This window comes from Chitinophaga pendula (assembly GCF_020386615.1).
Classification (GTDB): Bacteria; Bacteroidota; Bacteroidia; order Chitinophagales; family Chitinophagaceae; genus Chitinophaga; species Chitinophaga pendula.
The window spans coordinates 3,715,048-3,736,547 of the sequence record NZ_CP077769.1 but is presented as its reverse complement, the minus strand read 5'-3'; the positions used below and the strand labels follow the sequence as shown (position 1 = coordinate 3,736,547).

The following is a 21,500-nucleotide window of genomic DNA, read 5'->3' as shown; positions in this document are numbered from 1 at the left end:
GTATCCACAGGTGTCCACGTCGCCTGCTTTGTCCACCCAAATTTCACTAGTTATGAAAACACTACACCTCCTACTGCTAGGCAGCATAAGCCTGCTTTTCGCCTTCTCCGCCTGTAAAAAAGAAGAAAAAGCCCAGCCACAAACGACACCCGCGTCCTCCGGCGAACCCGTCATCCCAACAAATGTCACCCCACTAGACTCCCCCCTCATATTGCCTACCGGAAAAACAATGACCAGCCGGTCCGCCAGCGGTACCGTCCCTATTATCCTTGTACATGGATTGTTCGGCTGGGGGCCTGATGAACTGCTGGGCTTCAACTACTGGGGGGGCGTAGACAATATCCCCAAGTTTCTCAATGATAACGGTTTCCCTACCTATGTTACCTCCGTAGGCCCCGTTAGCAGCAATTGGGATCGCGCCATCGAATTGTATTACTATATCAAAGGTGGATACGTCGACTATGGAAAGGCCCATAGCAGCAAATTCGGACACCTGCAAAACACATCCCGCTACTACCCTGGCGTATACCCGCAGTGGGATGCCCAACATCCCATACATCTCCTCGGACATAGCATGGGAGGCACCACCGTTCGAAAGCTGGTCGCCCTCCTGGAAAAAGGAGATATCACGGAGAAAACACAACCAGGCCACGCGCCGCTCTTTGATGGAGGCAAAACGGGATGGGTCCGCTCCGTTACCACCGTCAGCACCCCTCATAGGGGCGCTACACTCGCATATATACTGATGGACCGCTTTGCGCCATTCGTACGCGATATGCTGACCAGCATCGCAGCCCTCGGCGGGCTCGTACCGGGTGTCTCCGATGTTTACGACTTTCATCTCGAACAATGGGGCCTCTCCAGAACACCGGGAGAATCCTTCCAGGCATACTCCGACAGGGTATACAACAGCAAGATCTGGCATACCAACGACTACGCCGGCTACGATCTCGCCCCAGATCCGTCCCTGGAAATCAGTAAAACAGATATCACCGCTCCGGATATATACTATTTCTCCGTATCCACCAGGGCCAGTAACACCGGCATCATCACCGGATGGGAATATCCCCGCCTCGATATGTTCCCCATATTCATACCGCTGGCTTTCCCCGTCCCCGTATTGATGGGGATCGGTAACCTCGAAAGGAATGAGCCGGGAAAAGTGATCTTTGATGCCAAATGGTGGCCAAATGATGGCGTCGCAAATACTTACGGACAAGAAGGCCCGGACAATGCCGTGATCAGGACCTATGATCCTGCTAAACCCTTACAGAAAGGCGTATGGAATCACCTGGGACTGTACAATGGTTACGACCATATCGATGTGATCGGAATAGGTACCAGCACCGATGTACGGCCTTTCTATCTTAAAATAGCGCGCTTGCTGCAAACCGTGAACGATTAAGAAAGATGGACTAACAGACCTCGCCCGGAAGAGCGATCTTCCGGGCGACCGTTACAGACACTATAAACGGTGTTTGAAAATATCCTGAAGGACCCGTCGGGCAGCGTGATAACCACTCAGGCCATGAACACCCCCACCCGGTGGCGTAGAACAGGAACAGATATAAATGCCCTTCGCCGATGTACGATAAGGCGACCATCGTAAGGCAGGTCTCGCAAACAACTGCCGGATATCGATCGTCCCCCCGTTAATATCTCCGCCGATATAATTCGGATTGTACAACTCCATCTCGCCGGTATGCATCGTATGCCGCGCCAGTATCCGATCCCGGAAACCAGGAGCAAATCGCTCCACCTGCCGCTCGATCGCAGCAGTCATATCCCGGGTAGAACCGTTCGGAACATGACAGTAAGCCCACACACTCTGTTTGCCGGCCGGCGCCCGGCTGGGATCAATAACGCTGGGCTGCGATAACAATACAAAAGGCTGCTCCGGATGTTTCCCATTCCATACCGCCTGCTCATTTTGTGCCACCTCGGCGATCGTATTGCCCAGATGCACCGTCCCCGCCTCCAGGCAACCGGCCGCCCGGAAGGGGACCGCACCGTCCAACGCCCAGTCTATCTTAAAAACCCCCATCCCATACCGGTACCTCCGTAACTGCCACCGGTACAATGCAGAAAAAGCAGGCCCCGCGATCTCCAGCAACTGCCGGGGTGTTACATCAAACAATAAAGCATCCGCAACCGGCAACTCCCGTAATGACCGTACAAACCTTCCTGTCTCAATAATACCGCCCAATGACCGGAAATATGCTGCCAGCCCATCCGCCATCTGCTGCGTCCCACCTCGCGGAATAGGCCAGCCATACAGATGCCCGGCCACAGTCAGTACCAACCCGATCGCGGCCGTCGTCAACTTGGATAATGGTTGCATGGAATGAGCCACCATACCTGCCCAAAGCCCCTGCGCCTCCCGGGTCCGGAAATGCCTTGACAGCGAAATGCCCGACTGCAATGCCTTCATACCAAAACCCGCCATATCAAAAGGCTGCCGGGGCAGCCGTAAAGGGCCAAGCACATCCGCAGCAATACCCGGCCAGCGCGCTATCAACGGACGGAATAATCGCTCGTACGAAGCACCGTCCTCACCCAACCCCGCCGCCGTAGCAGCAAGATCACGGTACAACAACGCCACCCGGCCATCGTCAAAAGGATGTGCCGCCAACACCCGTGGATGTAAAAAATTGACACCGTATCCCTCCGGTGGCAAGCCCTGGAAAAAAGGAGATGCCATCGCCATCGGATGTACAGCAGAACAGACATCATGTATAAAACCAGGTAATGTAAGCGCCGCAGAACGCATACCACCACCTAACGTATCTTTCCCTTCGATCAGTAATACCGACAAACCTGCGCGTTGCAGCGTAATACCGGCCGCCAGACCGTTAGGCCCCGACCCAACTATTACCGCATCGTATTCCCGTGTAGCCATGTATGCTAAAATGTATTAGTCTATCAATATAAGAAATTTTACTATGGATCAACACCACTGCGAAATGCATTTGGGTTATTTGTACAAAAACTGGTTTCTTTGCAGTAGGATATGTCAATTTTTATCGCTTCTCTTAACTCTGGCAGCAACGGAAACTGTTACTATATAGGTAATAATGACCATGCCGTACTCATAGATGCAGGGATCTCCTGCCGGGAGACGGAACGACGCATGACCCGGCTCGGGCTGTCCATGAATAAAGTAAAAGCAGTCTTCATCTCCCACGAACATACCGATCACATCCGCGGCATATCCGTTCTCGCCAGGAAATACCAACTCCCGGTCTATATCACGCCGGATACCATGTCCCATGGAAGAATAGAACTACCGCCCCTACTGATACACACCTTCGTTGCTGATACGCCCGTCACCATCGGCAACCTCCAGGTCACCGCTTTCATCAAACTACATGATGCCGTCGAACCCCATAGCTTCATCGTCTCAGATGGTCGCACACAGGTCGGCATATTTACCGATATCGGCCTGCCTTGCGAACGCCTCACCCAACACTTCAGTCAATGCCATGCCGCCTTCCTGGAAGCTAACTACGACGAAGAAATGCTGGAAAAAGGCCGTTATCCCTACTACCTCAAAAAAAGGATACGTGGCGGCAAAGGACACCTCTCCAACACACAGGCGCTGAACGTTTTCCTCAAATACCGCCCCGTATTCATGACACACCTCCTGCTATCCCACCTCTCACAGGATAACAACGATCCCCTGCTCGTACAACAATTATTCGATACCCATGCCGGCCCAACCAGGATCATCGTCGCTTCCAGACACCAGGAAAGTGCCGTATACCATATCAACGCAACACCGGCAAACAACAACATCCACCCAACACTCCCAAACCCTCCCGTCGCCATACAAACACTACTCTTCCCCTGATGCCTTTATATCACTACACCTCATACCCGAAGATGTAATACGTACACATTGTAGTCTTGTTTTGATAATAGTATGTGCAAATAGATTGCAGGACTTATATAGCAACACCAAAATGTTTAAATGCTGACAAAGTAATTCGATTCCAAAAATTCTGTTATGAAAAAAACTATGCCGCTACAATGGCTAATATTGTGTGTGTTGTTATTACCTGTAGTATGCCCGTCTTGTAAACGCGATAAAACAGTAACGCCGCCAGCGCCCGAGTATTTCACCTACTATGGGCTGACGAACGATAACAAACTGGTACGATGCAACGAAAATGGTAACGTCGATACCAAGATCTCTATCCAGACAATTGGTAATAATGAACAATTGCTGGAAATGGATTTCCGCCCCGCTACCGGACAGCTATATGCTATCAGTAATGCCAATCTCCTGTATACCATTAACCACCTGGATGGCACCACTGTACTGATCAGTAAAACGCCTTTTAACGTGGAGGGTAATATTATTGGTTTTGACTTCAATCCGGTAACAGATAGAATAAGGATATTGACAGATAAAGGACACACCATCCGGCTAAACCCTGAAACAGGTAACATAGAAACAACAGACCCCGCTGTTAATACCGGCAATACAACCGTAAAAGCCATCGCCCATACAGACAATTGGGCCGGCACCACCACAACCACCTTGTATGACATCGATACCAGGGAGAGTAAATTATACCAGCATGAAACCGCTACCGGTAAACTGCTCCTGGTCGGTCCACTGACCATTGCAGCAACCGCTGTCAGCGGATTCGACATATCACCGGATGGAAAATACGCCGCCGCCATACTGACCGTCAATAATAAAATGGCCTTGTATCGCATTGATCTGCATACTGCAAAAGCAGTAGCACTCGCCGACACCCATATACCTGTATGGAAAGACATCGCTATACCCACTAACCCCGTCGCCTACGCTGTAGATAAAGATAATAACCTGCTGATCTTTAATCCCGAACACCCGGTTATCACCTCCATCAGGATCAGTGGTCTGGCGAATGATGAAAATATCTGTGGTATCGACTTCCGGCCTTCCACCGGACAGCTGTACGCTTTAAGCAACAAGGCCCGGTTATATACACTTAATATCGCCACCGCCAACGCCACAATAGTAGGGGTACTTCCTGTGCTGGGACTACAGATCAGCCAGACAGCAGATGCTGGCTTCAACTTCAATCCGTCGACAGACAGGATCAGGGTGATCAATAGCGATGGGCAGAATATGCGCCTGCACCCGGCCACCGGCAACTTGCTGAAATCAGATATCCGCCTTTCCAATAAAATAAGGATCGCAGCAGTAGCCTATGCCGCCAATCATACCGACAACAAACCACCCGTATTATACGATGTCGGAAAAGACAAATTATACCGGCAGGTACCGGAAGAAGAGGGTAAACTCGTAGAGGTCGGACCACTCGGAATCACATTGGGCACTGGCAACGGATTTGATATCGGTACTACCACCGGCAAAGCTTATGGTATATTTAACGCCACTACCGGCGACTATAGCGGTAACACATTTTCAAAGATATATACTGTTAACCTCAACACCGGCGCGGTAACTGCCATCGCCGATTTTCCTGGATCCATTCGCGGATTTGCGCTGGGACTTGGCTTCTAGCTAAACGCCTTGCCGTGATCATGCTTTCTAAAAAAGGGCAGCTTATCATCTGATGAGCTGCCCTTCGTAATGAATGAAACACGTCGTCAAACTAACTTTCTGTAAACGTTTTGGAAGTATGCAGAAACTCCCGTCTACCTGCTCTCATTTTAAGTATCGCTCGTAACATCGAGATCGCCAACCCGGGAATATGAAAAATTGCCAGCAACGTCCGCTGGTTGTAAAACCGCCCCGGAACCGCCAGCAACAGCGTGAGGAAGTATATGCCCACCAGGGAAAGCCAGAGGACAGTAGCCGGAAATAATAACCGGATATCCACCAGCTCCTGCGTCAGCAATAGTAACAATATACCGCCGCACAGGGAGATATAAAGCAACCGGGGTAATAATAAACATTGGAAAAGTTTATGCAGGTACACCCGGGTAAAACGAAGCGCACGCAACTCAGGAGAGAAGAACCGTCGTATATGCATAGCCTGTGCCTCCAACCAACGCACCCGCTGCTTTTCAAACACCGTCTGGCTCGATACCTTCTCATCATATACCTGCGCAGCGGTAATATACGCGACATCAATACGGCGCCGTAACAACTGTATATCTATCTCCCGGTCTTCTCCGGGGTTAGAAAGTATACCGGGCGTGTCAAGTATTTCCATCAGTAGCGCATATCGGAAAGCAATGCCTGATCCTATCAGCGCTGCCGGCAAACCCAATGCCCGCTGTCCCGTACGAAAAATATGATTGTTGATCTCCTCGCTGATGCCGTCTAGTAAAGCAACGGCAGTCTGCCTGTTCTTAGCCGTACGATGACACTGAATAACAGCATGCCCCTGCTGAAACGCACCGTTGATCAATTCCAGGCTGCCGGCTCCCATCACATTGTCTGCATCCAGTACGACCGCCATATCAAATCCCTGCTGCGCAAATTGATGTAGCCCCGCATGCAGCGATCTCGATTTCATACTGGTCTCAAAAGAAACAACAACGACAGCCACCGGTATCTGTCGCAACTGATCAACCGTTGCCGCCTGCAACTGATCCGCAATGACCACCACCTGGAAATGGTCTGCCGGATAATCATGCGCCGCTGCCTTCCGCGCAGTGGATACAATAATATGATCCTCCTTATAGGAAGGGATCAATACCAGGATACGCTTTTTGTTCGCAACAGGAGAATAGGAACGGAGCGGGATTAAACGACCGGCTACAGATAATACGAATAAATAACATACACTGATGCCGAAATAAATAAAAAGCAGGGTAGAGCATGCCTGAATAAAAAGTTGCACAAAATACATGGTCGATAACTATTTATAGGATTATATGGGATTAATGCTGTCGTAAGATACTAACTAATAAGGGCTGCCAACAGTAAGATGACAATAAATATAACACTAGATGCTTTCATAGCAGTTCGCTGAAATAAAATTGCATTGAACCATGTGTGAAAAAATGTTTTTCTTATTGCGTAAATTAATTTCCCAATTCGATTATCCGACCCTTACCTTTTACAATAGCTTTGCACCTGTTCAAACAACCCCTTCCCCTTTGATCCGCCCAAATGGGAAAGTTGAACGACGCTCATGCATCAAAGACGAAAAAAACGTACCCCGTGCATGTAACAAAAGCAAAAAAGTAAAAACCATTTTCCCGAGAAAAGAAGACCCGTTTCTCTCAGGAAAGCACCGCTCCGTATAGCATCCGCAGCTGTACAAGGACATCATATGCCAATTTGTCCCAAGTCCGAATCTTAATGGTCCATAGTGGATCAGGAGTCTACCGTTCATCATACTAAATCACTATCAATGAAAACACAGATAGCGCCCACAGCCCAAATGAGCACCACTATAAAAAAGAACACAGGCACCACCAATACGCTGCTTCCTCCTCCTTTGGCGCCGCAAATCGTTACCGTTACCAAAGAAGAACAGGTGCAGCTCACCACCATCGGAAAAGCATTGAAATTGGCGTATCGTAGCTATGAGAACCCGGAATTTATTTCGATGCTACACCTTAATGCCTTTAAGATATTACCGGAACGTATCGCCAGATTACTCAGCCAACTGGGATCAGATTTTTCCTCACAACAATATGGCGCCATCGTATTCAAAGGCCTGGTCGCCGTAGACCACGATGCACTCGGGCCTACACCCTCCAATTGGCAAACAGCCGATATGGAAAAACTACAGGAATACGGATTCATATCCGCACTAATGCATGGCGCAGTGCCTTCCAAACCGGTGGAATTTTACGCACAACGTAAAGGTGGTGGGCTGATGCATGCCATCATCCCCGATGAAAAAATGGCTTACTCCCAAACAGGATCCGGATCAAAGACGGACCTGTTCGTACATACGGAAGATGCCTTCCTTTTCAACGCAGCTGACTTCCTGAGCTTCTTGTATCTGCGCAATGAAGAACAGGTGCCTTCTATGTTATATTCTATCCGTTCTCATGGTGGCACCAATGATGTCATGCAGCCATTATTCCGCCCCATCTATAAATGCCCGAAAGATGCCAATTACGAAGATCAGGAGGCTGCCGGAGAGGGTACCGCCACCACCGTATTATATGGTAATCCCAACACCCCGTTTATCCGGTTTGATGCGGCAGAACAGATATATAACAGCAACGCCGGCCAGTCTCCCGAAGCCATGCAACACCTCGTACGCTTCTGGGAACAAGCACAGCCGCTCATCTATAACGAATTCATCCCCGACTCCGGTGATCTCGTTTTTGTTAACAACCACTTATGCGCACACGGCCGTAACGCTTTTATGGCCGGATTCAGAGAAGAGAATGGCCAGATGGTTAAATGCGAACGTAGACTGATGCTGCGCATGATGAGCAAAACAAGCCTGATAAACATTCAGTCCGTCGCTCACCCGGCCAATCCATATATGGTAATGGAAGAACATTATGGAAGCGTCTATACGGCCGCAAAGTGATAAAACCATGAATGAGCAACACAACATATTGTATTCCCCCGGCACCGGATGTCAGGATACAGGAGATATCATTACCCGAATCATCCGCAGCTGGCGCAGAAATGCAGAACAGCAGCTGCAGCAAAAGTTAGCTGGATAGGCTGATTACGCCGCTTATAACCTTTACTAATAACAACAATAGTTGCTACTCATAAAAAGTAAGTGATGGGCGAAACAACATTTATAAAAGAACAAACTCGCAGTGCGCCATTTACCCTACGCCCGCTGCTAATGGACGAAGATATTCCGGTTATTCATAACTGGGTCAACCGCGATTATGCCCGCTATTGGCAGATGCAGGATACCTCCCTGGAAGATGTAAGAGCGGCTTATACCACCATCACCCAGGCCAAAGATGCCAAAGTATACATGGGCTTCTACAATAATGAACCCGCTTTCCTCCTGGAATGTTACTGGGTAATGAATGACCCCCTGGGCGCTTATTACGAAGTGCGCCCGGGAGATCATGGCTTCCATATACTCGTAGCGCCACCAGATAAACGGATTCCCAACTTCACCTGGAATATTTTTACGACCATCATCGATTTTATGCTTTCCAACCCAAAAGTAGAAAGACTCGTCGTAGAACCGGATGTACGTAATGACAAAATACATGCACTCAACAAACGCGCAGGATTCGAATACCAAAAAGTGATTGACCTGCCACACAAACAAGCCTATCTGGCATTCTGTACCAGAGATCAGTATGCCGCCGCTAAAGCATTGGATAAAAACGGCTATATATACCAGCAGGAAATACCTGGCCTGGGCCGCTTCGCATTTCGACCCCTGGAAGTGTCAAAAGATATCGACTGGGTCCACGACTGGGTGAACCGCCCCTATGCCCAATACTGGCAGATGCAACATACCTCCCCGGAACAGGTAAGGGCAGCATATACCACCATCACACAGGCGGCTCACTCACATGCCTATATGGGGTTTTATAACGATCAACCCGCTTTCCTCTGGGAAAGCTACTGGGCGGTAAAAGATCCTATCGGTAAATACTATGACGTGCAGCATGGTGACTATGGCCTGCACCTGCTGGTAGCACCCGTAGAAAAAACCATCCATCGCTTTACCTATCATATACTGCGTACCATCATAGATTATATGCTCACAGACACAGCTGTAACTAGGATCGTCGTGGAACCGGATGTACGGAATGATAAAATGCACGTACTCACCAAACGCGTCGGGTTCGAATACCAGCGGGAAATACAGCTGCCACAAAAAACAGCCTACCTCGCTTTCTGTACACGCGAACAATACGCCGGACACACAGATAGCATAGCAGCAAAAGAACTCATCCATCAATACTAAAAAGAACACCTTATTAATATACCAGCATACAAATACATCAGATATGTACATCGACCCGATCATTGCTGAAAATAACAGCGTTGTAATAAGCCCGGCAAGCCGTTTCAAAGACATCTTCCATGAAGGTGCCGTCAATGAATACAATGATGCCATTGAAACAGCCCGGCAATTGGTGAACTCCTTTCTGAGTAATAACCGCACCCCTTTCAGTGGCATCAGGCCAGAGGAACTGCGCAACCTGTTTAGTGAAATAGAATTCGATACACCACTCCCTGATTACGAGAGCTTATTCCGGGAAGTTGAAACATTGTATGTGAATCATGCTACAGCATTCCATCTCCCTCGATATATTGCCCACCTGAACTGCCCGGTCGTAATACCCGCTCTCGCTGCAGAAGTATTGATCGCCGCGATCAATTCATCCCAGGATACCTGGGACCAGAGCGCCGGCGGCACCTTGATGGAACAGCAACTGATCAGCTGGACCTGTAAAGAACTGGGATTCCCTGAAGAGGCTGATGGCGTATTTACTGCAGGAGGTTCCCAAAGTAACCTGATGGGACTGCTGCTGGCCAGAGATAACTATGCTAAAACAATCCTGCATCATAATATCCGCAAGGACGGATTACCCGCCGAAGCCGCCAGGTTCCGCATCTTCGTATCGGAAATGACTCACTTCAGTATACAGAATACCGTGTCATTGATGGGATTGGGTGAACGCTCCCTGGTAAAAGTAAAAACCGACAACGGATACCGTATCGATCCGCAACAACTGGAACTGGCTATACAACTGGAGATCGCTCAGGGAAATATCCCCATCGCCGTAGTAGCCACAGCAGGAACTACCGACTTCGGAAATATAGACCCCCTGACTGCCATCGGTGAAATAGCCACCCGGTTCAACCTGTGGTTCCATGTAGATGCTGCCTATGGCTGCGGATTGTTGCTAACAGAGAAATATAGACATCGCCTGAATGGCATCCACCTCGCTAACTCAGTGACAACCGATTACCATAAGGCGTTCTTTCAGCCAATCAGTAGCAGCTCCCTCCTGGTAAGAGATCGCCGCTATCTGGAACTGATCACCCATCACGCAGATTACCTGAACCCCCAGGAAAACGACTTTGAAGGACTCAATCAGATCAATAAGACCATCACACAAAGTACACGTCGATTTGATGCCCTGAAACTTTGGTGTACACTACGCCTCCTGGGTAAACAACAACTGGGAGACTATACCGATACCATCATAGAGACGACCGACATGGCGGCCGACCTGATAACAGCCGATCCTGACTTCGAACTACTCACACGTTCCGATATAAGCGCCTTGGTATTTCGGTACGCACCGGCTAATGTACAAGGCACGCTCATCCTGGACAGACTTAATCAATATATCAAAAAGGAAATGTTCCAGGAGGGAAAGGCCATCGTTGCCGGCACCCGCGTACACGACGCCTTCTACCTGAAGTTCACTTTACTCAACCCGTTGACAACAGTAACGGATATACAGGAGATCCTGGATATCATCAAACATCATGGAATAATTTGTATCCAACGTAATCATGCATACGCCAGCAACTGACATCGCGGCCGTATATACCCGGAACAAAATCTTGTATTTAAACTACCAATAATGAAACCTCCTATAAACGTTACCCCGGCACAATCTGTCGCACACCTGTATCCTGAAGTATGGAGCAGGGTGAACCGGTTACATATCCGTAAGATACTGTGTGAATTTGCACATGAACTGATCATACATCCCCAGTTACAATATACTTCCGACGGATGGGAGTATTACATCCTGCGGGCAGATCAGCCTGATGTTACCTATCACTTCCGTGCAAAAATACTTAGTTTGGATCATTGGTACATAGATACAAACTCTATTGCAAAATATGTCGGAGAAGAAAGTGCGCCCCTGGAATCGCTTAGCTTTATTATTGAATTCCGCGAAACGATGGGCCTTAGTGATACCGTGATCCCGGTATACCTGGAAGAGATCAATAGTACACTCTGTGGCAGCGCGTATATGCATGTCTACAACAAAATAAGTGCGGCTGATCTGGCCGTAAGCGACTACCAGGTAATAGAACAGGCAATGATGGCCGGACATCCGTGCTTCGTTGCCAATAACGGACGTATCGGATTCGATGCCGGCGAATACCGGCAGTATGCACCCGAAGCAGCAGATGCATTTGCATTGATCTGGTTAGCCGCTCATGTCAGCCGCTCCGGTTACGCTGGCGTGACAGACCTCGATTATAATACACTCATCACCGACGAACTGGGGCCAGAAGTACTGGCTGCATTCAAACAGACATTAACAGATAAAGGTCTGCATCCCGATGACTACTTCTTTATACCCGTACATCCCTGGCAGTGGTTTAATAAACTGGCAATTATATTCGCCGCCGATATCGCTGAAAACCAGTTGGTATACCTGGGATATGGCAAGGACAAATATCTTCCGCAGCAATCCATTCGTACTTTCTACAATGTGACTTCCCCGCATCGACGCTATACGAAGACCTCCTTGTCTATACTCAACATGGGATTCATGAGAGGGCTGCATGCCAGCTTTGTAGTCACCTCACCTCCGATCAGCGAATGGGTCAATGGCGTAGTAGAGGCAGACGACTACCTCCGGGAAAAAGGTTTCGTACTGTTGCAGGAAGTAGCCGCCGTAGGATATACCAATCCACATTACGCCGCTATTATCAAAGATGACAACTCCTCCTACAACGGGATGCTGTCTGCTTTGTGGCGCGAAAGTCCGGTAGGCAAACTACGCCCAGGACAACGCCTCATGACAATGGCAGCGCTGTTACATGTTGATAGCTTTGGGAATGCATTGTTACCTGCTTTGATACAGGCTTCCGGCCTGACAATCTCTGCATGGATAGAGCGTTACCTGGATTGTTACCTCAGCCCCCTCCTGCATTGCTACTACTATCACGATATGCGCTTCATGCCACATGGCGAAAACCTGATCCTCATACTCGAAAATCATATGCCCGCAGGCGCAATTATGAAAGATATAGGAGAAGAGATCGCTGTACTGAATGAGGAAATACCAATGCCGGATAACGTGAAACAGATATACATGAAAGTGGCCCCCGAACTACGCATACTTTCCATATTCACCCAGGCTTTCGATTGCTTCTTCCGCTTCCTCTCTCATATATTGGTAGAACATGCCGACTTCCCGGAAGAAATGTTTTGGCAATTGGTCGCAACATGTATAAAGAACTATCAGCAAAGCCATCCGCAATTACAGGACAAATTTGACAGAATAGACCTGTTTGCAGCAGAGATCACAAAGACCTGCCTGAATCGCTTACAAATACGTAATAACCGGAAAATGGTAGATCTGATGTATAACCCCTTCAAAAGCCAGCAGTTCGCAGGTACATTGAAGAATCCAATGGCGGCCTACAAACCGCAACAAACACCGGCAGCAACATTAGTAGAAGAGGTGTAATACATTTTTGAACTGTACAACAACAAACAAATGGAAACAACCCGAAATATATTTGAACCGCAGGCGATACAGCATATTAATACCGCTACGTGGCAAAAGATCACCCGCTTGTTCATCAGGAAAATAATTGCCGAACTAGCTCACGAAGGAGTGCTACAGCCAGCCCTCGAATCACAGCAGGACGATAAAGGCGTCTATACACTGACCGCTGGTAATGGCAACATCACCTATCGCTTTACCGCCCGCATACTTCGCATGAATCACTGGTGTGTAGAAACGGATTCTATCAGGAAAGTAGTAAATGGCCAGCTAGCCACACTCGAAGCGATCAGTTTTATTACAGATCTCAATGACCAGATAGGGATCGCCGCCGATGCTTTGCCCGATTACATGGAAGAAGTAGCAGGTACGCTATATGGCAGCGCTTACATACATACACATAATACCCAATCCGCCGAACAGCTGGCCGTTGCAGACTATCAGGAAATCGAACGGTCCATGACAGGACATCCGCGATTCATCACCAACAATGGACGGGTAGGATTTGACATGACAGACTACCGGCAATATGCACCTGAGGCCGCTGTTCCTTTTTCATTGCTATGGCTCGCCGGACATAAAAGCCGTACGGAATTTTCTACCATAGAAACACTCAGCTGGCAACAATTGCTGGAACAAGAGCTCAGCACCGAAGATCAGCATGCTTTTAAAGAAGTACTAACCGGAAAAGGACTGGACCCGGAAGAATATTATTTCATTCCGGTACATCCCTGGCAATGGTACAATAAACTGCTCAACGTCTTTGCGCCTGATATCGCCGTCAACCGGTTGGTATGCCTCGGGTATAGTACAGACAAATACCTTCCGCAACAGTCTATCCGCACGTTCTTTAATCATAGCCAGGCCGAAAAGTGTTATGTGAAAACAGCCTTGGCCATCCTGAACATGGGATACGTTCGGATACTCTCTCCTTATTTCATGCGTACAACACCGGCTATCAACCAGTGGGTATACGAGGTAGTAACAAAAGACCCTTATCTGCAGAAACATGGATTTACCATATTGCGGGAATTCGCCGCAGTAGGCTATACCAACCAATATTATGAAACCGCATTACAGATAGATAGTCCGTATAAAAAAATGCTGGCTTCCCTCTGGAGAGAAAGCCCGGTCGCCCGCCTGCAGCAAGGCCAGCGCCTTATGACGATGGCTGCATTACTGCATATTGATACGGACGGCAAAGGCTTGCTACCGGCCTTGATCCGCGCTTCAAGTCTACCCGCCGGTAAATGGATACAAGAATATCTCTACTGCTATCTGCAACCACTCTTACATTGCTTCTATCAATATGATATGGTATTCATGCCACATGGAGAGAATATCGTACTGGTACTGGAAAACCACGTGCCGGTAAGTGCCATCATGAAAGATATTGGTGAAGAAGTAACGTTGATGGATACGACGGTACAACTACCTGAGTTGGCAAAACGTATTCAGGTCGATGTGCCGGTATCATTCCGTACAAAACCGATATTCACCCAGCTGTTTGATGGTATATTCCGTTTTATAGCGGCCATCCTGGTAGAAGAAAATTTACTGGATGAACAGCAGTTCTGGCAGCTGGTAGCAACTGCAATACAGAATTATCAGGAGCAACATCCCGCCCTGAAGGACAAATTCGCGCAATACGACTTCTTCACAACAGTCATTGCCCCGGATGCATTGAACAGAATGCAGATACTGAATAGCCGTAAACTGAGAGATAGAGCTAACCCTTTTGACGTTCCGTCTATTGGCGAGATTAGAAACCCCATGGCAGCATACCCTGCATAAATACAATGTACATGCGAATAGTAAGTAGCATAATAATAGCTGTTTATCTGTGCACTGCAATAAGCGGTGCACAGGCACAATTGGCGCTGCCGGAAAGAACAGCTTTATCTTATCCGAAAACAGACAAGGTAAATGTCACAGACAACTACTTCGGTATAGAGATCGCTGACCCCTATCGCTGGATGGAAAATGATACCTCCGGCAATCTATCCCGCTGGATATCGGCACAACGTTCGCTGACGAATGATTACCTCAGCAGCTTGCCTTACCGACAGCAAATGAAGGATTACCTGTCAGCTACCTGGAACTATGCCAAAGAAACCCAGCCGGTAAGAGTAGGAGATCATTATTTCTTTACCCGTAACGATGGCATCCAGGATCAGTCCGTCTGGTATTTGAAAAAAGGCATCAACGGAAAGGAAATGCTCCTGCTCGACCCTAATAAATTATCGGGTAATGGAACTGCCGCTGCTACGATGCTGGGCTTTTCAAAAAATGGACGCTACCTCGCATATGCAGTAGCGACAGCAGGTTCCGACTGGAATACGATTCATGTGATGGATATTAATACCCGACAGGTATTGAGCGATCAGCTGCAGTGGGTCAAATTTCCCCGCGCCGCCTGGAGAGGAGAGGGGTTCTACTATAGCCGCTATCCCGCTACCCAGGAAAGCGCAGTAGGCTCCGCTATGAATACACTCAATCAATTGTACTATCATCGCATAGGAACGCCTCAAAGCCAGGATAGCCTCGTGTTCGAAGACCGGAGTAACCCCCAATTAAGTGTAGGCGCTTTGGTGACCGCAGATGAACGGTTCCTCATTATCTCCACCTTGCCAGGCTCATTCCTGGGATTTAAATTGACCACCTCCACCGGTAATGCTTTGCACTATCAGGACCTTTCCATCTCAGGTAGTAGGATCATGCCCCTTGTGAAAGGATATGACCATCATAACATGCTCATAGGCAATATTGGTGACAAATTGCTGTTACAGACAGACCGGAATGCACCTAATAATAAGATAGTGCTGGTAGATCCCGCATATCCGGGAGAAGAACACTGGGAATCATTCATCGCCGAACAGCCGGAGTCACTGGAAAATGTCGATATGGGTGGTGGCTGTCTTTGGGCGGCCTATCTGAAAGATGCCCAGACCTTGATAAGGCAGTATGATTACCAGGGCCGCGCTATCAGGGATATCAAACTACCGGCTATCGGTGCGGCCAGCAACTTCAGCGCCGGCCCATATGATAAAGAGATCTACTATTTGTTTACCAATTTTACCACTCCGATCACAGTTTACCGCTTAGATATTGCCAGCGGTAAGTCCCGCTTGTATCGAAAACCGGCATTTAAAGGTAAGGCAGTTGACTATGAAACCCGGCAGGTATTCGTGACCTCCAAAGATGGCACTCGGGTACCCATGTTCATCGTTCATAAAAAAGGTATCCGCCTGGATGGCAATAATCCCTTGTTCATGCAGGGACATGGAGGATTCAAACGTAATCTCATTCCCTTTTTTAGTGTAGCAAGAATGATGTTCCTGGAACATGGGGGCATATATGCACAACCAAATTTAAGAGGAGGGAACGAATACGGAGAAGCCTGGCATAAAGGAGGCATGCAAGCAAATAAGCAGCATGTATTTGATGATTTTATCGCCGCCACACAGTTCCTGGTCAAAGAAGGATATAGTAATCCATCCAGGATAGCCATTACGGGAGTATCTACCGGTGCTATTATGGTCGCCGCCTGTATCAACCAGCATCCGGAATTATTTCGCGTGGCTGTTCCCGTAGTGGGTGCAATGGACATGCTTCGATATCATAAGTTCACTATTGGTAGCACATGGGCGGAAGAATATGGTACCAGCGACAAAGCAGATCAATTCGCTTATCTTATAAAATATTCACCGCTGCACAATATTAAAGATGGTACACAGTACCCTGCTACCCTAATACTCACGGCAGATCATGACGATACTGTCGTGCCGGCCCATTCATTCAAGTATGCCGCTACATTACAGGAAAAACAAACAGGCGATCATCCAATTCTGATCAGGATAGATAAAGATGCCGGACATGGTCCGGGTAAATCTACATCCAAGATGATCTCAGAAGCAGCAGATGTATGGAGTTTCGTATTCGAGCAGTTGCAGATAAATTGGTCGAGATAGCCGGAAGAACACTATAACCCGGCATCGCAGACGTGAAAAATAGCATAAAGTTTTAACGGAATAAATCGAAAAAATGGATACCAAACAAGTATATACGATTATTGGGATAGGTATAGGGCCTTTTAACCTCGGGCTCGCCGCATTATTACAACCAGTAAAAGAGATATCCGCATTATTCTTTGATAAGACAGATGAGTTCAATTGGCATGCAGGATTAATGCTGAACAATACGACTTTGCAAGATCCCTTTATGGGCACAGACTTGGTAACGATGGCAGATCCTACCAGTGAATACAGTTTTCTTAACTTCCTGAAACAAACAGGGCGGTTGTATCGGTTTTTTATCCGGCATGACTTCTATATGCTTCGCCGGGAGTATAACGTCTATTGTCAGTGGGTGGCCAGGCAACTCAACAGCTGCCGCTTTTCTCATGAAGTAACAGCTGTTAATTACAACGATGGACTATATGAGATAGCGGTACTGAATAAACGTAGCAGGGAAACAACAACTTATTACGCAGAAAAAATCGTATTAGGAACTGGAACACAGCCATCTCTCCCCGGTTTTGTAAATAAGGCCGATATGCCTGGTCTGATCCATTCGTCTGAATACCTGACCCACAAAGAAGGAATATTGAGAAAAGGAGAGTTGACAATAGTTGGCTCTGGCCAAAGTGCAGCGGAAATTTTTTATGACTTGTTGCCGGAAACCCAAAGTGGGTTCCGGTTAAACTGGTTTACCCGTTCAGACCGGTTTTTTCCGATGGAACATTCAAAACTAACATTGGAGATCAGCTCGCATAATTATGTAGAATATTTCTATAACCTGGCACCGCAACAGCGGGCCAAAATACTCAAGACACAAGCATCGCTCTCAAAAGGAATCAACTACAGCCTGATCGACCAGATCTATGATATGTTGTATGAAATGACAGTAGGAGGGGAGCGTGTGAATGTGCTATTACGCGCAAACTGTGAGCTGAGGGCTATCACTGCTGCGATGGAAGCAGAGCGTTATACACTGGATTTTATGCACGTACAACAGCAACAGGAATTTACACATGAAGCCGGTCCGCTGTTGTTGGCAACAGGTTATCGATACAACGAACCGGTCTGCTTAAGTGGAATTGCGCATCGTATCGATCGTAATGAAGATGGTTCGTTTAATACCCATCGGAACTACACCATAGATGTTAATCACAACGAAATCTTTATACAAAACGCAGAAACCCAGACACATGGATTTACTGCACCAGATCTTAGTTTGGGTGCATACCGCAATTCCTGGATCATTAATGCGCTCAGCGGCCGGGAAATTTATAAACTGGAAAAAGAAGTGGCGTATCAGCACTTCGGTAATGCTGCCGTAGCATTGGAATCAGTTACTTACTGATAATATCCGGATAACATTCATCTATGACATTAAAAAGATACATAAGGTATTATGAATTCCCTGCTCGTAAGAACACGTTCCGTCTTTAACTTATTCAAGATCGCACTGCTGGGTACAGAGAAAAATTTTACTACCAGTAGCGTCACCCGGGCTGCTTTCCTCTTATCGCTCCCCGCTATGATAGAGCTCCTCATAGAGTCGATGTTTGTCGTGGTGGATCTTTTGTATGTTAGCCGGCTGGGAGATAGTGCGATCACAATAGCAGGCATGATCGGTACCGTAATACTGGTGATCTATTCTATCCCCGTCGGCCTGAATATAGCAGCGAGTTCACTCATCGCCCGCAGGATCGGTGAACGAAAGCCAAGAGCCGCTGGCTTAACGGCCGTACAATCTATCTACACCGGACTCATTGCTGCAATATTGTTTGGCGGACTGGCCATCCTTTTTAATAAACAGATTTTTTTGGGGATAGGAGCATCTGAACAGTTGGCCGCTGAGGGAGACCTCTATTCAAAGATCCGTTTCGGCTGTATCATATTTTTAACCTTACGTGTCTTAATGAACGGTATCTTCAGGGGCTCAGGCGATGCCGCCATGGCAATGCGCGCTTTCTTGCTGGCATTTCTCATCAATACGATAGCCGGGGGCATCTTTATATTCGGATTTGGACCTATCCCTGCTATGGGGTTAGTCGGTGCGGCAATTGGCAATGGAATTGGTAACATGACAGCTGTATGTTATCAGTTTTGGTACCTCAGCAGAAAACGTAACGCATTGGTGATCGGACGTAATCAACTGATGATCGTGCCATCCATCATGAAGCGGCTCCTTCAGCTTGGTGCCGCAGGTACATTGCAATATCTGATACCGGCTTCCAGCTGGCTACTGATGATAACGATCGTCTCAAAGCTGGGCGAGGCAACGCTGACCGGCTATATCATTGCCGATAGGATCATTATTTGTGCTACATTACCAGCTTGGGGAATTGCGAACGCCGCAGGTGTACTGACCGGCCAGAACCTGGGGGCAGGCCGACCCGACCGTGCCGAACAGTCCGTCTGGAAGACAGGCCTGTTCAATATGTGTTTCCTCGGTTTTATCTCATTAATGTTAATGCTCTTTACCCCGGAAATAACCGGAATATTTACCAGCGATCCCGCTGTACAGGAGCAGGCAATACTTTACCTGCGTTGCATGACTGTCGCCTTCTTTTTTTTTGGATATACGATGGTGATCTCACGTTCCCTAAATGCGGCCGGGCTGGTATACGTTGTTACATTGATGTATGTATTAATGTTTTACATAGTACAGCTCCCCCTGGCATACTTCCTGGGAGTCAAAATGGAAATGGGGTCAAAAGGTATTTTCGGTGCCATACTACTTTCTGAAATAGTACTGGCTGCAGGATGCGTCATCATTTTCCGCAGCGGAAAATGGAAAACTATCCGTATATAATCACTTCTTCATTCAAAACTGGTGATATGTCTTTTACAGATGTGCTGACACTCCTGAAGAAACTGGTGATCGGATTATTACTGGTGCTGATACCTTTCTTCATTTTTTTTGCAGGACTATGGATATTAAGCCGGTATGGCTGAACCACCATTTACCTGTATCAATCATCAAAAAATGTGTATATGAAATTAGAGAAATCGGTCGCCGCAAAGTTGATCCGGGATGGTATTATTTCCCTCTTCCTCTATGCCCTACCAATAGCCCTCATGTTCCTGTATTTCTATATAAGGGGAGAACGTCCATGGAAAGCACAGAAAAGAGGGCAGCAGATTACTGTTAACCAACAAAAATAAAATTATGATAAAACTGTTGGAAATCGTATTTCAGCACCTGAATACCTGGGGATTGCCGGTCTTGTTGTTCGCGGTAGGTATTATCGAGTTCCTGTTGGGTCTATACAACAGGCCGGCAGACCGGAATGAATTTATACTGGACCTGCTGAGTTTTGCAATACCCAAGATTGTTTTCCGGCCGATATTGGCCTATTTCAGCTTGCAATTATTGCCCGTGTTGTTGCCAGGGTTACAAAATACTTTTTCCTGGGTCCCTTTTTTCTGGGGAGTGATCATTATCGCTGTGGCGGATGATCTCACACAATACTGGAACCACCGTTTACACCACCAGGTCCCTTTCCTTTGGCGCTTTCATCGTACACATCACTCCGCGCCTTATATGGGAGTGGCCGTTTATTTCCGGAATAACCTGATACATGTGTTGCTGTTTTCACAGGTATACCTGGTGGTAACATTAGTATACCTGGGACTGGGATATCCGGCATTATTTGTAGCGGGCTTGAAGTCCCTGATCGTATCCGCAGCACATTCCAGTATATTATGGGACAAACCACTGTATCAAAAGAAATGGTTACATCCGCTGGCCTGGGTATTGGAGCGTTTTATCTCAACGCCGGCCACTCATCACGCACACCATGCTGTGACTTCGGACGATGGCGTGGGTTATTATAAAGGCAATTTCGGTAACATGTTCTTTATCTGGGATATTATATTCGGAACAGGAAGGATTACCCGTAAATATCCCAGTGAATATGGTATCTCACACTATGAACGCGATGAATGGTATGCGCAGTTCCTATGGCCACTCGTTAAATCGAAGGTGCCCAACAGCGAATTGTCTGCCGGTGGACCTATGGTCCGTATGGATGATGAACCGGTACCAGACAAGGAGGATTTGTCCATGATAGAAGACAAACCCGTACGATCGAAGGTGATCGTGGAGTAAATAAAAAAAAGCGAGCCTGGAGA

The 21,500-nt window shown here is 47.6% G+C and carries 15 protein-coding genes; 13 read left to right on the top strand and 2 right to left on the bottom strand.

Going from position 1 to position 21,500, the window contains the following annotated elements:
• Positions 1-52 precede the first annotated feature (52 nt).
• On the top strand, positions 53-1,405 hold the full coding sequence (locus KTO58_RS13165) for an esterase/lipase family protein (protein WP_095838926.1): 1,353 nt from the start codon (positions 53-55) through the stop codon (positions 1,403-1,405).
• A gap of 60 nt (positions 1,406-1,465) precedes the next feature.
• Here KTO58_RS13165 and KTO58_RS13160 read toward each other — a convergent pair whose 3' ends face one another.
• On the bottom strand, positions 1,466-2,899 hold the full coding sequence (locus KTO58_RS13160) for a phytoene desaturase family protein (RefSeq protein ID WP_095838927.1): 1,434 nt from the start codon (positions 2,897-2,899) through the stop codon (positions 1,466-1,468).
• Between the two features lie 111 nt (positions 2,900-3,010).
• Between KTO58_RS13160 and KTO58_RS13155 the strand changes: the two genes are divergently transcribed.
• Positions 3,011-3,850, top strand: a complete 840-nt coding sequence (locus tag KTO58_RS13155) for an MBL fold metallo-hydrolase (RefSeq protein ID WP_095838928.1) — start codon at positions 3,011-3,013, stop codon at positions 3,848-3,850.
• Between the two features lie 156 nt (positions 3,851-4,006).
• A complete protein-coding gene (locus KTO58_RS13150; RefSeq protein WP_095838929.1) occupies positions 4,007-5,521 on the top strand; it encodes a DUF4394 domain-containing protein in 1,515 nt (504 codons plus the stop codon).
• A 91-nt stretch (positions 5,522-5,612) separates the two neighbouring features.
• Here the strand turns inward: KTO58_RS13150 and KTO58_RS13145 are convergent, their stop codons facing one another.
• Entirely contained in the window at positions 5,613-6,818 is a 1,206-nt protein-coding gene (locus KTO58_RS13145; RefSeq protein ID WP_095838930.1) for a glycosyltransferase family 2 protein, read from the bottom strand.
• Between the two features lie 507 nt (positions 6,819-7,325).
• Here KTO58_RS13145 and KTO58_RS13140 point away from each other — a divergent pair.
• The 10 genes from KTO58_RS13140 (at position 7,326) to KTO58_RS13095 (ending at position 21,477) form a co-directional block, all read left to right on the top strand.
• A complete protein-coding gene (locus tag KTO58_RS13140) occupies positions 7,326-8,468 on the top strand; it encodes a Fe(II)-2OG oxygenase family protein (protein ID WP_225860239.1) in 1,143 nt (380 codons plus the stop codon).
• A 204-nt stretch (positions 8,469-8,672) separates the two neighbouring features.
• A complete protein-coding gene (locus tag KTO58_RS13135; RefSeq protein WP_198314918.1) occupies positions 8,673-9,830 on the top strand; it encodes a GNAT family N-acetyltransferase in 1,158 nt (385 codons plus the stop codon).
• Between the two features lie 43 nt (positions 9,831-9,873).
• Entirely contained in the window at positions 9,874-11,415 is a 1,542-nt protein-coding gene (locus KTO58_RS13130; protein WP_095838931.1) for a pyridoxal phosphate-dependent decarboxylase family protein, read from the top strand.
• A gap of 51 nt (positions 11,416-11,466) precedes the next feature.
• A complete protein-coding gene (locus tag KTO58_RS13125; protein ID WP_095838932.1) occupies positions 11,467-13,317 on the top strand; it encodes an IucA/IucC family protein in 1,851 nt (616 codons plus the stop codon).
• Positions 13,318-13,347: 30 nt separating this feature from the next.
• Positions 13,348-15,150, top strand: coding sequence for an IucA/IucC family protein (locus KTO58_RS13120; RefSeq protein ID WP_095838933.1), 1,803 nt, complete (start codon positions 13,348-13,350; stop codon positions 15,148-15,150).
• Positions 15,151-15,161: 11 nt separating this feature from the next.
• Positions 15,162-17,327 carry a prolyl oligopeptidase family serine peptidase gene (locus tag KTO58_RS13115; protein WP_225860238.1) on the top strand — a complete coding sequence of 722 codons (2,166 nt, stop codon included), beginning with the start codon at positions 15,162-15,164 and terminating at the stop codon, positions 17,325-17,327.
• Between the two features lie 73 nt (positions 17,328-17,400).
• Complete coding sequence (locus KTO58_RS13110) at positions 17,401-18,720, top strand: lysine N(6)-hydroxylase/L-ornithine N(5)-oxygenase family protein (protein WP_095838934.1); 1,320 nt, start codon at positions 17,401-17,403, stop codon at positions 18,718-18,720.
• Positions 18,721-18,771: 51 nt separating this feature from the next.
• On the top strand, positions 18,772-20,178 hold the full coding sequence (locus KTO58_RS13105; RefSeq protein ID WP_095838935.1) for an MATE family efflux transporter: 1,407 nt from the start codon (positions 18,772-18,774) through the stop codon (positions 20,176-20,178).
• 182 nt (positions 20,179-20,360) lie between these two features.
• Entirely contained in the window at positions 20,361-20,531 is a 171-nt protein-coding gene (locus KTO58_RS13100; protein WP_198314919.1) for a hypothetical protein, read from the top strand.
• Between the two features lie 4 nt (positions 20,532-20,535).
• On the top strand, positions 20,536-21,477 hold the full coding sequence (locus KTO58_RS13095; RefSeq protein WP_095838936.1) for a sterol desaturase family protein: 942 nt from the start codon (positions 20,536-20,538) through the stop codon (positions 21,475-21,477).
• The last annotated feature ends 23 nt before the right edge of the window (positions 21,478-21,500 follow it).

Excerpts from the sequence above, each read along its gene's own strand:
- KTO58_RS13165 (WP_095838926.1), top strand. The coding sequence starts at position 53 with ATGAAAACACTACACCTCCTACTGCTAGGCAGCATAAGCCTGCTTTTC.
- KTO58_RS13160 (WP_095838927.1), bottom strand. The coding sequence starts at position 2,899 with ATGGCTACACGGGAATACGATGCGGTAATAGTTGGGTCGGGGCCTAAC.
- KTO58_RS13155 (WP_095838928.1), top strand. The coding sequence starts at position 3,011 with ATGTCAATTTTTATCGCTTCTCTTAACTCTGGCAGCAACGGAAACTGT.
- KTO58_RS13150 (WP_095838929.1), top strand. The coding sequence starts at position 4,007 with ATGAAAAAAACTATGCCGCTACAATGGCTAATATTGTGTGTGTTGTTA.
- KTO58_RS13145 (WP_095838930.1), bottom strand. The coding sequence starts at position 6,818 with ATGTATTTTGTGCAACTTTTTATTCAGGCATGCTCTACCCTGCTTTTT.
- KTO58_RS13140 (WP_225860239.1), top strand. The coding sequence starts at position 7,326 with ATGAAAACACAGATAGCGCCCACAGCCCAAATGAGCACCACTATAAAA.
- KTO58_RS13135 (WP_198314918.1), top strand. The coding sequence starts at position 8,673 with ATGGGCGAAACAACATTTATAAAAGAACAAACTCGCAGTGCGCCATTT.
- KTO58_RS13130 (WP_095838931.1), top strand. The coding sequence starts at position 9,874 with ATGTACATCGACCCGATCATTGCTGAAAATAACAGCGTTGTAATAAGC.
- KTO58_RS13125 (WP_095838932.1), top strand. The coding sequence starts at position 11,467 with ATGAAACCTCCTATAAACGTTACCCCGGCACAATCTGTCGCACACCTG.
- KTO58_RS13120 (WP_095838933.1), top strand. The coding sequence starts at position 13,348 with ATGGAAACAACCCGAAATATATTTGAACCGCAGGCGATACAGCATATT.
- KTO58_RS13115 (WP_225860238.1), top strand. The coding sequence starts at position 15,162 with ATGCGAATAGTAAGTAGCATAATAATAGCTGTTTATCTGTGCACTGCA.
- KTO58_RS13110 (WP_095838934.1), top strand. The coding sequence starts at position 17,401 with ATGGATACCAAACAAGTATATACGATTATTGGGATAGGTATAGGGCCT.
- KTO58_RS13105 (WP_095838935.1), top strand. The coding sequence starts at position 18,772 with ATGAATTCCCTGCTCGTAAGAACACGTTCCGTCTTTAACTTATTCAAG.
- KTO58_RS13100 (WP_198314919.1), top strand. The coding sequence starts at position 20,361 with ATGAAATTAGAGAAATCGGTCGCCGCAAAGTTGATCCGGGATGGTATT.
- KTO58_RS13095 (WP_095838936.1), top strand. The coding sequence starts at position 20,536 with ATGATAAAACTGTTGGAAATCGTATTTCAGCACCTGAATACCTGGGGA.